At 68.0% G+C, this 14,365-nt stretch carries 15 protein-coding genes and 2 pseudogenes; 6 read left to right on the top strand and 11 right to left on the bottom strand.

Going from position 1 to position 14,365, the window contains the following annotated elements:
- Positions 1-31: 31 nt before the first annotated feature.
- Positions 32-556, top strand: coding sequence for a MarR family winged helix-turn-helix transcriptional regulator (locus ACPWT1_RS14450; RefSeq protein ID WP_427911855.1), 525 nt, complete (start codon positions 32-34; stop codon positions 554-556).
- Here ACPWT1_RS14450 and ACPWT1_RS14445 read toward each other — a convergent pair.
- The 7 genes and pseudogenes from ACPWT1_RS14445 to ACPWT1_RS14415 form a co-directional block, all read right to left on the bottom strand.
- Complete coding sequence (locus tag ACPWT1_RS14445) at positions 553-1,035, bottom strand: molybdenum cofactor biosynthesis protein MoaE (protein ID WP_427911854.1); 483 nt, start codon at positions 1,033-1,035, stop codon at positions 553-555. The two genes, ACPWT1_RS14450 and ACPWT1_RS14445, sit on opposite strands and share 4 nt — an antisense overlap.
- A 1-nt stretch (position 1,036) precedes the next feature.
- Positions 1,037-1,285: a molybdopterin converting factor subunit 1 gene (gene moaD / locus ACPWT1_RS14440; protein ID WP_427911853.1), complete on the bottom strand. Its 249-nt coding sequence runs from the start codon at positions 1,283-1,285 to the stop codon at positions 1,037-1,039.
- A complete protein-coding gene (locus ACPWT1_RS14435) occupies positions 1,282-2,505 on the bottom strand; it encodes a molybdopterin molybdotransferase MoeA (protein ID WP_427911852.1) in 1,224 nt (407 codons plus the stop codon). Before ACPWT1_RS14435 ends, moaD begins: the two co-directional genes overlap by 4 nt.
- Positions 2,502-3,032, bottom strand: coding sequence for a molybdopterin-guanine dinucleotide biosynthesis protein B (gene mobB / locus ACPWT1_RS14430; protein WP_427911851.1), 531 nt, complete (start codon positions 3,030-3,032; stop codon positions 2,502-2,504). The genes ACPWT1_RS14435 and mobB overlap by 4 nt, the downstream gene beginning before the upstream one ends.
- Positions 3,029-4,444, bottom strand: coding sequence for a threonine synthase (gene thrC, locus ACPWT1_RS14425; RefSeq protein ID WP_427911850.1), 1,416 nt, complete (start codon positions 4,442-4,444; stop codon positions 3,029-3,031). Before thrC ends, mobB begins: the two co-directional genes overlap by 4 nt.
- A gap of 10 nt (positions 4,445-4,454) precedes the next feature.
- Positions 4,455-5,767, bottom strand: a pseudogene (locus tag ACPWT1_RS14420) (homoserine dehydrogenase).
- Positions 5,764-6,988 (bottom strand): annotated as a pseudogene (locus ACPWT1_RS14415) (pyridoxal phosphate-dependent aminotransferase). The pseudogenes ACPWT1_RS14420 and ACPWT1_RS14415 overlap by 4 nt, the downstream one beginning before the upstream one ends.
- Before the next feature lie 105 nt (positions 6,989-7,093).
- Here ACPWT1_RS14415 and ACPWT1_RS14410 point away from each other — a divergent pair.
- The 5 genes from ACPWT1_RS14410 to ACPWT1_RS14390 all read left to right on the top strand — a co-directional run bounded on the left by ACPWT1_RS14410 (position 7,094) and on the right by ACPWT1_RS14390 (position 11,697).
- Positions 7,094-7,471, top strand: a complete 378-nt coding sequence (locus ACPWT1_RS14410; RefSeq protein WP_427911849.1) for an Mth938-like domain-containing protein — start codon at positions 7,094-7,096, stop codon at positions 7,469-7,471.
- 104 nt (positions 7,472-7,575) lie between these two features.
- A complete protein-coding gene (locus tag ACPWT1_RS14405; protein WP_427911848.1) occupies positions 7,576-8,052 on the top strand; it encodes a peroxiredoxin in 477 nt (158 codons plus the stop codon).
- A 186-nt stretch (positions 8,053-8,238) separates the two neighbouring features.
- On the top strand, positions 8,239-9,927 hold the full coding sequence (locus ACPWT1_RS14400; protein ID WP_427911847.1) for a PhoH family protein: 1,689 nt from the start codon (positions 8,239-8,241) through the stop codon (positions 9,925-9,927).
- A 76-nt stretch (positions 9,928-10,003) separates the two neighbouring features.
- Positions 10,004-10,444, top strand: a complete 441-nt coding sequence (locus ACPWT1_RS14395) for a DUF2844 domain-containing protein (RefSeq protein ID WP_427911846.1) — start codon at positions 10,004-10,006, stop codon at positions 10,442-10,444.
- Entirely contained in the window at positions 10,441-11,697 is a 1,257-nt protein-coding gene (locus tag ACPWT1_RS14390) for a DUF3443 domain-containing protein (protein WP_427911845.1), read from the top strand. Before ACPWT1_RS14395 ends, ACPWT1_RS14390 begins: the two co-directional genes overlap by 4 nt.
- A 3-nt stretch (positions 11,698-11,700) precedes the next feature.
- Here ACPWT1_RS14390 and dnaB read toward each other — a convergent pair whose 3' ends face one another.
- The 4 genes from dnaB to priB form a co-directional block, all read right to left on the bottom strand.
- On the bottom strand, positions 11,701-13,107 hold the full coding sequence (gene dnaB, locus ACPWT1_RS14385) for a replicative DNA helicase (RefSeq protein ID WP_427911844.1): 1,407 nt from the start codon (positions 13,105-13,107) through the stop codon (positions 11,701-11,703).
- Between the two features lie 192 nt (positions 13,108-13,299).
- The gene (gene rplI / locus ACPWT1_RS14380) at positions 13,300-13,752 is read right to left on the bottom strand and encodes a 50S ribosomal protein L9 (RefSeq protein ID WP_427911843.1); all 453 of its coding nucleotides are present in this window, start codon (positions 13,750-13,752) and stop codon (positions 13,300-13,302) included.
- A gap of 11 nt (positions 13,753-13,763) precedes the next feature.
- The gene (gene rpsR / locus ACPWT1_RS14375; RefSeq protein WP_013901741.1) at positions 13,764-14,045 is read right to left on the bottom strand and encodes a 30S ribosomal protein S18; all 282 of its coding nucleotides are present in this window, start codon (positions 14,043-14,045) and stop codon (positions 13,764-13,766) included.
- A 10-nt stretch (positions 14,046-14,055) separates the two neighbouring features.
- Positions 14,056-14,343, bottom strand: coding sequence for a primosomal replication protein N (priB, locus tag ACPWT1_RS14370; protein WP_427911842.1), 288 nt, complete (start codon positions 14,341-14,343; stop codon positions 14,056-14,058).
- Positions 14,344-14,365: the final 22 nt, after the last annotated feature.

Here is a 14,365-nt window from a genome sequence, read left to right as displayed (position 1 = left end):
TCATCAGTGAACCTTCCGTTATGCACAATCCATGGATTCCCTAGCCGAGCCACCCGTCTTGCCCGCACCGAAACGCCCCGCCGCCCTGGCCCGCCTCTATGCCCGCCCGGGCTTCCTGCTGCGCCGCGCGCACCAGATCTCGGCCGCCGTGTTCGAGGACGAATGCCGCAGCCTGCAACTCACGCCGGCGCAGTTCGGCGTGCTCACCGTGCTGAGCGCGCACCCGGGCCTCGGCCAGTCGAGCCTGGCTCGTGCGCTGGGCTTCGACAAGGTGACCGTGTTGCGCGTGCTGCGCGGCCTTGAGGCGCGCGGCCTGGTGGTCCGGCAGCTGGACGAGGGCCGTCGCAACGTGTCGGTCACGCTCACTGCCACAGGCACTGCGCTGCTGGACCAGGCCGGTGCGCCGGCGGAGAAGGCCTACCGGCGCCTGATGGCGCCGCTGGATCGCGCGCAGCAACAGCAGCTGATCGAGCTGCTGCAGCTGCTGACGGGCGAGCTGGAAGACCATGCGCGGGCCGCCTTCGTGCCGCCTGGCGCCGAATCCAGCAGGGCCTAGGACGCGTTGCCCGCCTGGATGCCCCAGCGCGCCAGGGCCTCGTCGTCGCTGCTGCGCGCATCGACCCAGTGCTCGCCCTGCGGCGTGCGCTCCTTCTTCCAGAACGGCGCCTGCGTCTTCAGGTAGTCCATCAGGAACTCGCAGGCCTGGAAGCTCTGGCCCCGGTGGGCCGACGTGACCGCGACCAGCACGATCTGCTCGCCGGGCCGCAGCAGCCCGATGCGATGGATGACGCGGGCGCCGAAGATGTCGAAGCGGCGATGCGCCTCGTCGACCATCGCCTCGATCGCACGCTCGGTCATGCCCGGATAGTGCTCGAGCTCCATGTCCAGGATCGGTGCGTCACCGGGCTTGCCGGCCGCCCGCACCGTGCCGACAAAACTGCACACGGCACCCACGCGGTGATCCTCCTCACGCAGTCGCGCGAGTTCGGCGCCGACGTCGAAGTCGGCCTGCTGGATGCTGACGCGAACCGCCATCTCAGCCCCCGGTGACCGGCGGGAAGAAGGCGACCTCGCAGCCGTCATGCAGGGGCGCGTCGTCCTGCACCATCACCTGGTCGAGCGCCATGCGCACGGCACGGCCGGCCAGCGCCTCCGCGTAGGGCGCGCCCTGCCCGGCCAGCTCGTCGCGCAACTGGCGCAGCGTGGCGGCCCGCGTCTCGTGCTCTTCGCTGCCGCGACCGACCGCCTCGCGCACGGAGGCGAAGTAACGCAGTTGCACCTTCATGCGAGCAACTCCGCGAGGGGCAGGAAGCGCACGAGGTCGCCGCGCGCGATCGTCTGTCCGGCCGGGACGTCGACCAGGCCGTCTGCCCACACGGTGGACGTCAGCACGCCGGAGCTCTGGTTCTGGAACAACTCGAGCCCGCCTCCGGCATCGCGCCGCACGCGCAGGAACTCGCGGCGCTTGTCGGGCCGCTTCCAGTCGAAGTGCGCCGGCAAGCGGATGGCCACCGGCTGCAGTTGGCTGGCGCCCTGCAGCTGCAGCAGGAACGGGCGCACCAGCAGCAGGAAGGTGACGAAGCTGGAGACCGGATTGCCGGGCAGGCCGATGAAGTGCGCATCCCCCACGGTGCCGTATGCGAAGGGCTTGCCGGGCTTCATCGCGATCTGCCACAGGTCCAGCGAGCCGAGCTGCTGCACCGCGGGCTTGATGTGGTCCTCCTCGCCGACCGACACGCCGCCGCTGGTGAGGATCAGGTCATGGGCCGAAGCGGCGCTGCGCAACGCAGCCACGGTTGCCTCGCGCTGGTCCGGCACGATGCCCAGGTCGCTGACCTCGCAGCCGCAGCGCACCAGCAGCTGGCGCAGGAAGAAGCGGTTGGAGTTGTAGATGGCACCGGGCTGCATCTGCTCGGGCGGCACGGTGCCCGGCATCACGAGTTCGTCGCCGGTGGAGAACAGCGCGACCTTCGGTCGCGGCGCCACCCGCACGCGATCGCGACCGATGCCGGCGGCCAAGCCGCAGGATGCCGGACCGAGCCGGTGGCCGCGCTGCAGGATCACTGCACCGCGCTGCACGTCCTCGCCGCTGCGGCGGATCCATTGGCCCGCATCGGGCACGCGCAGGATGCGCACGTCGTCGCCAGCGGCCTCGACGTCCTCCTGCATCACGATGGCGTCGGCACCTTGCGGGACCGGGGCCCCGGTGAAGATGCGCGCCACCGTACCAGGCTGCAATGGTGTGCCCGCCTGGCCCGCGGCGATGCGCTGGCTGACGGGCAGCACCACGCCCTCGTCGGCGATCTCGGCGCTGCGCACCGCGTAGCCATCCATCGAGCTGTTGTCCTGCGGCGGGACCTGCAGCGGCGAGACCAGGTCCTCGGCCAGCACGCGGGCGTCGGCCTCGTACGTGGCGACCTCCTCCGCGCCCGCCAGCGGGCGCGCCCGGGCGAGCAGGTCGGCCATGGCGTCGTCGAGCGGGCGAAGAGGCGGGCGGGAGCTCACGCGTAGTACTCCGGGTGGTACTCGAATCGCTCACCATTGTCGACCAGCCATGCCGCCACGGCAGCCGGGTCGTTCAGGTCCAGCACCGGACGCAGGGTCTCCTGCGGGAGCGCGGGCTGGTCGGTGGCGATGGCGACGACGAAATCATCGTCCGGATAGCGCACCTGTTCGCCGGACTGTGCGCGCCACACCTCGACCTTGAGCAGGTTGCTGCTCTTGAAGCCTTCGACGAGCACCCAGTCGACGCCGTCGTAGAGCTCGGCGATCAGCTGGTGCACCGACAGCTGCGCCTGCTGTTCGAACTCGCGCATCAGGGCCAGGCGCCTGCTGGACGCCACCACCACCTCGAACGCGCCGGCTTCGCGATGCCGGAAGGTGTCCTTGCCGGGATGGTCGATGTCGAATGCGTGGTGGGCATGCTTGACGATCGACACGCGCAGGCCGCGCGCTTTCAGCGCCGGGATGAGGCGCTCGATTAGCGTGGTCTTGCCCGAACCGGAGTAGCCGGCGAAACCGACGACTTTCATGCGCAGTGCGCGGCGATGTACGACTTCACCTTCGCTGCATCGGCCGGCAGCACGGTGACGCGCTTGGGCAGCAGCTCGATGCCGTCGAATGCCGCCGGGCGCTGCGGTTCGCGCCCGAGCGCCTCGACGATGGTGCCGGCGAACTTCACCGGCAGTGCCGTCTCCAGCACCACCATGGGCACGCCGGGCTGCAGGTGCTGGCGCGCGACCTTCAGGCCGTCGGCGGTGTGGGTGTCGACCATCACGTGCAGGCGTTGCCAGGTGTCGCGGATGGTGGCCAGGCGGTCGGCATGGGTGCTGCGGCCGCTGGCGAAGCCGTAGCGGGTGCGGGCCTGCGCGAAAGCGGGATCGCGCGACAGGTCGAAGCGGCCGGTGCGGCCCAACTCCTCGTCGAACAGCTGGCGGGTTCGCGCCGCATCGCGGCCGAGCAGGTCGAACACGAAGCGCTCGAAGTTGCTGGCCTTGCTGATGTCCATCGAAGGGCTGGAGGTTTCGTGCGTGTCGCTGGAGCCGCGCACGCGGTACACGCCGGTGCGGAAGAACTCGTCGAGCACGTCGTTCTCGTTGGTGGCCAGCACGAGCTTGTCGATCGGCAGGCCCATCATCCGCGCTACATGGCCGGCGCAGATGTTGCCGAAGTTGCCCGAGGGCACGGCGAAGCTCACGCGCTGCCCGCTCTCGGTGGTGGCCTGGAAATAGCCGGCGAAGTAATAAACCACCTGGGCCATCAGGCGCGCCCAGTTGATCGAATTGACCGTGCCGATGCGGTAGCGACGCTTGAAGTCCAGGTCGTTCGACACCGCCTTCACGATGTCCTGGCAGTCGTCGAACACGCCCTCGATCGCGAGGTTGTGGATGTTCGGGTCCTGCAGGCTGAACATCTGCGCCTGCTGGAATGGGCTCATGCGGCCGTGCGGCGAAGTCATGAAGACGCGGATGCCCTTCTTGCCCCGCATCGCGTACTCGGCCGCACTGCCGGTGTCGCCGGAGGTTGCGCCCAGGATGTTCAGCTGTTCGCCGCGACGCGCCAGCTCGTACTCGAACAGCTGCCCGAGCAGCTGCATGGCCATGTCCTTGAAGGCCAGCGTGGGGCCATTGGAGAGGCCCTCGAGGAACAAGCCATCCTCGAGCTTCTTCAGCGGGACGATCTCCCGCGTGCCGAACACCTGGGCGGTGTACGTCCTCGCGCAGAGCGCGCGCAGGTCGGCAGGCGGAATGTCGTCGATGTAGAGCGACAGGATCTCGAAGGCGAGCGCGTCGTACGGCAGCTTGCGCCAGCGCGCCAGCGTGGCCGCATCGACCTGCGGGTAGTACTCGGGAAGGTAGAGGCCGCCATCGGGCGCGAGGCCCTCGAGCAGGATCTCGCAGAAGCGCCGGCGATCGGGATGGCCGCGCGTGGACAGGTACTGCATCAGCGCGGCCTCAGGCGAGTTCTTCCTTGCGGATGCGCACGATGGGCGCGAGCACGGTGGGCAGCTGCTGCATCTTGGCCAGCACCTCGTTCATCGCGCCCTCGCGCACGCTGTGCGTGAGGATGATCAGGTCGGTCTGCTTCTCGCCCTCGCCCGCCTCGCGCTGCAGCATGGCGTCGACCGAGATGCCGGCTTCGGCCAGCAGCCCGGTCACCTTGGCCAGCACGCCGGCCTGGTCGGCTACGCGAAGCCGCAGGTAGTAGCTGGTGACGACCTCGCTCATGGGGAGCACCGGCGCATCGCTCATCTGGTCCGGCTGGAAAGCCAGGTGCGGCACGCGGTGCGCCGCATCCGAGGTGTGCAGGCGGGTGATGTCGACCAGGTCGGCAATCACGGCGCTGGCGGTGGGTTCGCTGCCCGCGCCTTTGCCGTAATGCAGCGTGGTGCCGACCGCGTCGCCCTGCACCACCACGGCATTCATCGCGCCTTCGACGTTGGCGATCAGGCGCTTGGCCGGCACCAGGCTGGGATGCACGCGCAGTTCGATGCCCTTGGGCACGCGCTTGGTGATGCCCAGCAGCTTGATGCGGTAGCCGAGCTGCTCGGCATAGCGGATGTCCTGCGCACCGAGCTTGGTGATGCCCTCGACGTAGGCCTTGTCGAACTGCACGGGGATGCCGAAGGCGATGGCGCTCATGATCGTCGCCTTGTGCGCGGCATCGACGCCCTCGATGTCGAACGTGGGATCGGCCTCGGCGTAGCCCAGGCGCTGCGCCTCCTTGAGCACCACGTCGAAGTCCAGCCCCTTGTCCCGCATTTCCGACAGGATGAAGTTCGTGGTGCCGTTGATGATGCCGGCGATCCATTCGATGCGGTTCGCGGTGAGGCCCTCGCGCAGCGACTTGATGATGGGGATGCCACCGGCCACCGCGGCCTCGAAGCCGACCATCACGCCGCGCTGGTGCGCCGCCGCGAAGATCTCGGTGCCATGCACGGCCAGCAGCGCCTTGTTGGCGGTGACCACGTGCTTGCCCGCCGCGATCGCCTCGAGCATCAGGTCGCGGGCGATGCCATAGCCGCCGATCAGCTCGACAACGATGTCGATGTCCGGGTTGGCGATGATTTCGCGGGCGTCCTTGACGATCCTGGCGCTGTCGCCGACGACAGCCCGGGCACGCTGCGTGTCGAGGTCCGCCACCATGCCGATGGCGATGCCGCGGCCGGCGCGGCGCTGGATCTCCTGCTGGTTGCGCTGCAGGACGTTGAACACGCCGCTGCCGACGGTGCCGATGCCGAGCAGACGTCGACCTGGATGGCTTTCATTTGGAGAACCGCTTGCGATAGTTGTCGAGGAAGCGCGCGATGCGCGCGATGGCCTCGCGCAGGTCATCCTCGTGGGGAAGGAACACGATGCGGAAGTGCTGGTTGTCGGGGTAGTTGAAGCCCGACCCCTGCACCAGCATCACCCGGGTCTCCTGCAGCAGTTCGAGGAAGAACTGGCGGTCGTCGGCGATGGGATACATCGCCGGGTCCAGGCGCGGGAACATGTAGAGCGCGGCCCTCGGGCGCACGCACGACACGCCGGGGATCCTGGTGATCAGCTCGTACGCCAGGTCACGCTGGCGGCGCAGGCGCCCGCCTTCGGCCACGAGCTCGTTGATGCTCTGGTAGCCCCCCAGCGCGGTCTGGATGGCGTACTGGCCGGGCACGTTGGCGCACAGGCGCATGTTCGAGAGCATGGTCAGGCCCTCGATGTAGTCGGCGGCCGCGCGCTTGTCGCCCGACACCACCAGCCACCCGGCCCGGTAGCCGCACGAGCGATAGCTCTTGGACAGCGAGTTGAAGGTGAGCGTGAGCACGTCCTGCGACAGGCTGGCGATCGCCGTGTGCTTCACGTCGTCGTACAGGACCTTGTCGTACACCTCGTCGGCCAGGATCACAAGGCCGTGCTCGCGGGCGATCGCCACGAGCTCGCGCAGCAGCTCGTCGGAGTACAACGCGCCGGTCGGGTTGTTCGGGTTGATGACCACGAGGCCCTTGGTGCGCGGCGTGATCTTGCTGCGCAGGTCCTGCAGGTCGGGCATCCAGCCGTTGGCCTCGTCGCAGCGGTAGTGCACCGGCGTGCCGCCCGAGAGAGGTGGCCGCGGTCCACAACGGATAGTCCGGCGAGGGCAGCAACAGTTCGTCGCCGTCGTTGAGCAGGGCGTTGGTTGCCATCGCGATCAGCTCGCTGGCGCCGTTGCCGAGGTAGACGTCGTCGAGCGCGACGCCCGCGATGCCCTGCTGCTGCGTGTAGTGCATCACCGCTTTGCGCGCGGCGAAGATGCCCTTGCTGTCCGTGTAGCCCGCCGAGTTCGGCAGGTTGCGGATCATGTCCTGCTGGATTTCCTCGGGCGCATCGAAGCCGAACACCGCGAGGTTGCCGATGTTGAGCTTGATAACCTTGTGGCCTTCCTCTTCCATCTGCCGCGCCGCATCCATGATGGGGCCGCGAATGTCGTAGAGGACGTTGGCGAGCTTGGCGGATTTGTGGACGGTTTTCAAAGCCCCTCCTGCAGCGGCTCGTCAAGGGTGAAAACCTATAATTTGACCATAGTTCCGTCGGGCTCCCGCCGCGGATTGCCCCTCCTTCTTCCTCCTTCCCCGCCCATGAAACTGCAGCCCGACCGATTCGACGTGCAGGCCATCAGCGGCTATGGCCCGGGCTGGGTGAGCGTCGGCACCGAACGCATCGGCCACAGCGTGATCCTGGGCTCGCGCGGCGAACGCGTGGACTGGCACCTGGCAAGCTTCGAGGATCTGACGCCCGCTCATTTCGCCCGACTGGCCGAGCTGGCGCCGGAAGTGGTGATCTTCGGCAGCGGCGATCGCATCCGCTTCCCGCGGCCGGCCTGGCTGCGACCGCTGGTGGACCGGGGCATAGGCCTCGAGACCATGGACACGGCAGCGGCCTGCCGCACCTACAACATCCTCGCGCAGGAAGGGCGGCACGTGGCCGCGGCGCTGCTGCTTCAGCAGGACGGCTGAGCGGCCGCTGACGAGGGTGGGATTCAGGTAAAATCGAGGGTCGCGGACGCCCCGCGCGCCTGCCCTGCAACGGCCAACCCCTGTCACACGAGATACAAGAATCCATGGCGATCGTTGTCAACAAACCCATCCCGGAATTCGAAGCGAACGCCACGGGCGGCCTCAAGGTCAGCAATACCTCGCACCTGGGCCAGATCCTGGTGCTGTACTTCTACCCGAAGGACAACACGCCGGGCTGCACCACCGAGGCCATGCAGTTTCGCGACAAGTACAAGGACTTCGTGAAGGCCGGCGCCACGGTGTTCGGCGTTTCGCGCGACAACATGAAGTCGCACGACGAGTTCAAGACCAAGCTCGAACTGCCGTTCGAGCTGATCGCCGACACCGAAGAGAAGATGTGCCACATGTTCGGCGTGGTGAAGAACAAGATCATGTACGGCAAGAAGGTCAAGGGCATCGAGCGCAGCACCTTCCTCATCGGCGCGGACGGCATCCTCAAGCAGGAATGGCGCGGCCTGAAGGTGCCGGGCCACGTGGACGAAGTGCTCAAGGCGGTCAAGCTGCTGAAGAAGGCCGCCTGATCCTGCGTGACGTCTGGTAGCAACAGCAGCCGGACCACCGCCGTGGCGCCAGAGGCGTCGTGTATAGTGAATTCATGCTGTTGAAGACGACGCTCCGCGTCGACACTGCATCCGAAGAACAAGCCGCCCGGCTCGCCTGGCGGCTTTTTCATTTTTCGACCTTCTCTTCCGGGACTCCCCTGCCCTATGCCGCTGCCCCCAGCCCCCAACAAGCGTGCCGCCCTGCTTCCGGCCGAGGCCTACGACGCCCCGGCCCGGTCCTCGCACAAGGCCGCTCGAAAAACGGAGGCCTCGGGGTCCGAGCCGGCGCACGCTGAGAAGCCGCAGGCTGCGGCCGACGACGATCTGGATCCGCGCGGCTTCCCTCAGCCGGTGCACCCGGTTGCCTTCCGCGAGGAGGAGCCCGCGGCCGAGCGGCCCGCATCGCGGCGGCGCGCGTCGACGGTCGCGGCCAACGAACCTGCGGCCCGCAAGAAGCGCGCGACAGGCCCGTCCAAGCTGTTCGTGCTCGACACCAACGTGCTGATGCACGACCCGATGTGCCTGTTCCGCTTCGAGGAGCACGACATCTTCCTGCCGATGATCGTGCTGGAGGAACTCGATGGCCACAAGAAGGGAACGACGGAAGTCGCCCGCAATGCGCGACAGGCCAGCCGTTCGCTCGATGCACTCGCGGGCGCGCAAGGCGCCGACATCGCCGCGGGCTTGAAGCTCGCGTCCACCGGCCACGCCGAAGCCGGCGGCAACCTGTTCTTCCAGACCCAGGCGCTCGCCAACCACCTGCCGCCCAGCCTGCCGCAGGGCAAGGCCGACAACCAGATCCTGGGCGTGGTGCAGGCGCTGCGCGAGCAGCACGCCCCGCGCGAGGTGGTGCTGGTGTCCAAGGACATCAACATGCGCGTGAAGGCTCGCGCGCTCGGCCTGGACACCGAGGACTACCGCAACGACAAGACGCTGGACGACATCGACCTGATGTACTCGGGGTCGCTGGCGCTGCCGCCCGACTTCTGGGCCAAGCACGGCAAGACCGTCGAGAGCTGGCAGAGCGGCCAGCACACGTTCTATCGCGTGACCGGGCCGGTCGTGCCCAGCCTGCAGATCAACCAGTTCGTGTACTTCGAGGCCCCGGGCGAGCCGAGCCTCTATGCGCGCGTGACCGAGATCCGCGGCAAGACCGCCGTGCTGCGAACGCTGAAGGACTACGGCCACCTGAAGAACGCGGTGTGGGGCGTCACCACGCGCAACCGCGAGCAGAACTTCGCCATGAACCTGTTGATGGATCCGGAGGTCGACTTCGTGTCGCTCACCGGCACGGCGGGCACGGGCAAGACGCTGATGGCGCTGGCCGCCGGACTGACGCAGGTGCTGGACGATCGCCGCTACACCGAGATCATCATGACCCGCGCGACCGTCAGCGTGGGCGAGGACATCGGTTTCCTGCCCGGCACCGAGGAGGAGAAGATGGGCCCGTGGATGGGGGCCCTCGACGACAACCTCGAGGTGCTGGGCAAGACCGACAACGGCGCCGGCGAATGGGGCCGCGCGGCCACCAACGAGTTGATCCGCAGCCGCATCAAGATCAAGAGCATGAACTTCATGCGCGGACGCACGTTCCTGAACAAGTACGTCATCATCGACGAGGCGCAGAACCTCACGCCCAAGCAGATGAAGACGCTGATCACGCGCGCGGGTCCCGGCACCAAGATCATCTGCATGGGCAACCTGGCCCAGATCGACACGCCCTACCTCACCGAGGGCTCGTCCGGCCTGACCTTCGCCGTCGACAAGTTCAAGGGCTGGCCGCACAGCGGCCACATCACGCTCGCACGCGGCGAGCGTTCACGGCTCGCCGATTTCGCCAGCGAGGCGCTCTGACGGGGTGGCGCACGCCGCCACCTTTGTTGCAACCGGGAACGCCCCGGCGAACCGCTGGGCTGCTAGGCTCATGCTGATGCGTTCTCCTCGTCTCCTTGCTGCGATCGCCCTGGCGGCCGCGGGACCTGCGTTCGCCGCACTCGGCGGCGCGCCGAATCCTCCACCCCCCGGGGCCGCTGCCGCCACGACGCAGCAGGCGGTCACCGCGGCGGGTGCGGCCTACTCGCACGTTCAGCGACAGCTCGAGACCGGGACCGTCCTGCACGAGTTCGTCGACAGCGGCGGCACCGTGTTCGCGGTCGCATGGTCCGGACCCTTCCTGCCCGACCTGCGCGAGCTGCTCGGCGCGTCGTTTCCGGCCCTGCAGGAGAGCGCCGCCCGCGGCCGCACGTCGGCCCTGAGCATCAGCCGCCCAGACCTGGTGCTGGTGTCCGCCGGCCACATGCGAGGCTTCGAAGGACGCGCGTGGCTGCCTACCCGACTTCCCGCCGGCTTCGATCCCCGCCAGATCCCATGACCGCCCGCAACTGCCTGCCCCGATGGCTGGCCGCCCTCGCCCTGTCCTTGCTGCTGGCCGCCTGTGGCGGCGGGGGTGGCGGCGGCAGCGTGCCCGCGCCCGCCCCCGCGACGCCGTCGTCCACCACATCGACACCCGCCCCCGCCGTCGGCAGCGTCTCCGCCTCCGTGGACGCGGCGGCCAACGTGCTGGCCATGGTGGTGGACCGTGGCGTCAACGGCAGCGCCATCAACTCGCCCTATGTGACGGTCACGGTGTGCCAGCCGGGCACGTCGGTGTGCCAGGACATCGACCACGTGCTCGTGGACACTGGCTCCACGGGCCTGCGACTGACCGCGGCCACGGCCGCATCGCTGTCGCTGCCGGGCATCACCGCCAACGGCGCGGTGCTGGCCGAATGCGGTCACTTCGCCAGCGGTTACACCTGGGGCGCGGTGCGCCGCGCTGACATCCGGCTGGCCAGCCGAACCGCGTCCAACGTGCCCGTGCAGGTGATCGGGGACCCCGGCGTGCCCGCGGTGCCGGCCTCTTGCTCCGGCACTGGCGGCAGCCTCGATCCCGCCGGCGCGGCGAAGGGCATCCTTGGCGTGGGCCTGTTCACGCAGGACTGCGGAACGTTCTGCGAGGCGAGCACGTCGCCGCAGATCTACTTCGGCTGCACCGCTGGCGGCTGCACGTCGGCGCGCGTGGCCACCACGTCGCAGGTGACCAACCCAGTGACGTTGCTCGCCACGGACAACAACGGCGTCGTGCTGGTCCTGCCCGCCGTACCAGTCGGGGGCGCGGCGCGTGCGACCGGGGCGCTGATCCTGGGCATCGGCACACAGACGAACAACCAGCTCGGCGCGGCCACCGTGCTCACCACCGACCAGCGCGGCTTTTTCCGCACCGTCTACAACGGAACCCCCTACGACCAGAGCTTCCTGGACAGCGGATCGAACGGCTTCTTCTTCCACGACGCATCGCTGAAGACCTGCGCCGTGTCGACGGAGTTTTTCTGCCCGGACGCGCCGCTCTCGCTCACCGCAACCCAGGTGTCCAGCAGCGGCGTCTCGCGCGACGTGAGCTTCACCATCGAGAGCGTCGATGCGCTGTCGGCGCAAGTGGCGGGGGCGAATATCGCGGGCAGTGCAGGCACCGCGCTGCCGCAGGCGTTCGACTGGGGACTGCCCTTCTTCTACGGGCGTACGGTGTTCACCGCCATCACGGGCGCGAACACGCCGGCCGGTCCTGGCCCGTACTGGGCCTGGTGACCGTCAGAAGTCGACGCCGCCGCTGGCGAGCGACTCGAACTTCGTCAGCTGCTTCAGGAATGCGAGCTTGACGGTCCCGGTGGGGCCGTTCCGCTGCTTGCTGATGATGATCTCCGCGACGCCGGGCTCCTTGGAGTCCTTGTTGTAGTAGTCGTCGCGGTAGATGAACATGATGACGTCGGCATCCTGCTCGATGGCGCCCGACTCGCGCAGGTCGCTCATCATCGGGCGCTTGTCGGTGCGCGCCTCGACGCCGCGCGACAGCTGGGACAGCGCGATGACCGGGCAACCCAGCTCCTTGGCCAGCATCTTCAGGCCGCGCGAGATCTCGCCCACGGCGGTGGCGCGGTTCTCGTCGGCCATGCCACCCGACACGCTCATGAGCTGCAGGTAGTCGATCACGATCAGGCCCAGCTTGCCGCCGCACTGGCGCGCCAGCCGCCGCGCGTTGGCGCGAAGTTCGCTCACCGTGAGGCCGGGCGTCTCGTCGATGTGCAGCGACACGTTGCGCAGCTTCTCGATCGCCTCCGTCAGCCGCGGCCACTCGTCGTCGTTGAGCTTGCCGGTGCGCAGGTGCCCCTGGTCGATGCGGCCGATGGAGCCGACGATACGCACGGCCAGCTGCGAGGCCCCCATTTCCATCGAGAACACGGCGACCGGCAGCCCCTCGTGCAGCGCCACGTGTTCGGCGATGTTGATGGCAAAGGCGGTCTTGCCCATGGAAGGTCGCGCGGCGAGGACCACCATGTCGCCCGCCTGCAGCCCGGAGGTCATGCGGTCCAGGTCATGGAAGCCCGTGGGGACGCCGGTGATGTCATTCGGGTTGTCGGCCATCTCCTGGACCCGGTCCAGCAGCTCCACGACCAGGCTGTCCATGGCGTGGAAGCCCTGCTTCGCGCGCGAACCTTCCTCGCCGATGTTGAAGATCTTCTGCTCGGCCTCGTCGAGGATCTGGTCGACCGCCTTGCCCTGGGTGTTGAAGGCCGCGGTGGCAATCTCGTCCGAGGCCGACACCAGCTTGCGCAGGATGGCCCGCTCGCGAACGATCTCCGCATAGCGCCGGATGTTGCTGGCGCTGGGCACGTATTGCGCCAGTCCATTCAGGTAGGCGAGGCCGCCGATCTCCTCGGCCTTGCCCAGGCTTTGCAGGTGCTCGTACACCGTGATCACGTCGGCGGGGCGCGATGCGTTGACCAGCGCGCCGATGGCCGCGTAGATCAGCTTGTGTTCGTACCGGTAGAAGTCGCCTTCGTTCAGCAGGTCGCCCACCCGGTCCCAGGCGCCGTTGTCGATCAGCAGGCCACCGAGCACGCTGGACTCGGCCTCCACGGAATGCGGCGGCACGCGCAGCTGCGCGATCTGCCGATCGCGCGGGAAGTCGTCGTTGACGGGGCTCAGGACGGCGGACATGGCGCGGCTTCTCCTCTTCGGGCGATGCTACCCCCCGCTGCGCGGATGTCCACGCACAAGGCTGGGCGTACGGGGTGGGCAAGCTGTGGATGACGCGCCGGAACCTGTGGATTTCCGGCGCCTGAATGAACAAAGCCGCCCGAAGGCGGCTTTGACGAAGGACAAGGCTGCTCGCAGCCTTGCTTTGTCTGTTTACGCCGTCTCGCCGTACACGGTGACGTTGATGTCGACCACCACGTCGGTGTGCAGCGCCACGCTCACCGTGGAATCGCCGACCGTCTTGATCGGGCCGTTCGGCATGCGCACCTGCGACTTGGCGACCTTGTAGCCCTGGCGGCCCAGTTCCTCGGCGATGTCGTGGTTGGTGACGGAGCCGAACAGGCGGCCGTCGACGCCGGCCTTCTGCGTGAGCTTGAGCGTCGTGCCGGCGAGCTTCTCGCCCTGCGCCTGCGACTCGGACAGCTTGGCAGCGGCCGCCTTCTCGAGCTCGGCGCGGCGAGCCTCGAACTCGGCCTTGTTCGCCTCGGTCGCGCGGCGGGCACGGCCCTGCGGAATCAGGAAGTTGCGGGCGTAGCCGTCCTTGACCTTGACGATCTCACCCAGGCCACCCAGGTTGACGACCTTGTCCAGAAGAATGACTTGCATGAGGTCGCTCCTTAGATGCGGTGCTGGTCGCTGTACGGGACCAGGGCCAGGAAGCGCGCGCGCTTGATGGCGGTGTTGAGCTGGCGCTGGTAGATCGCGCGGGTGCCGGTCAGGCGCGCCGGGATGATCTTGCCGTTCTCGGCGACGAAGTCGCGCAGGGTGTCGACGTCCTTGTAGTCGATTTCCTCGACGCCGGCGACGGTGAAGCGGCAGAAACGCTTGCGCTTGAACAGCAGCGATTGCGTGTTGCGCTTGGGACGCTTGTCCTTGTTGAATTTCTTGAACGTGGCCATGTGTGTCTCTTTAAGCTGGTTCGAACGATTGGATGTGGAGCACGGGGTACTTGCCGTTGCGCGGTGTCGCCAGGAAGCCGGTGAAGGCCCACTGGCCCCCGATCGGCTGGCGAACGAGCGTTTCCGCCCCGCTGCCGATCACCACCGCCCTGAGCGCCGCCCTCACCTGCCTGCGCTGCCCCGCCTCCAGGACCTCCGACTCGTGTTCGAGCGAGAGGTCGAGGGCCGGCAATCCGGCCGGGGTGTAGCGCAGCGCCTTGGCTTCGGCGATGCGGGCCGTCAGCACGACCTGGTTCATCGCCGGGCGGGCCGCGACGGCG

This window comes from Ramlibacter sp. MMS24-I3-19 (assembly GCF_050320135.1).
Taxonomy (GTDB): Bacteria; Pseudomonadota; Gammaproteobacteria; order Burkholderiales; family Burkholderiaceae_C; genus Ramlibacter.
Note: the sequence above shows the minus strand (reverse complement) of the source record. Positions and strands in the feature narration are given on the sequence as shown.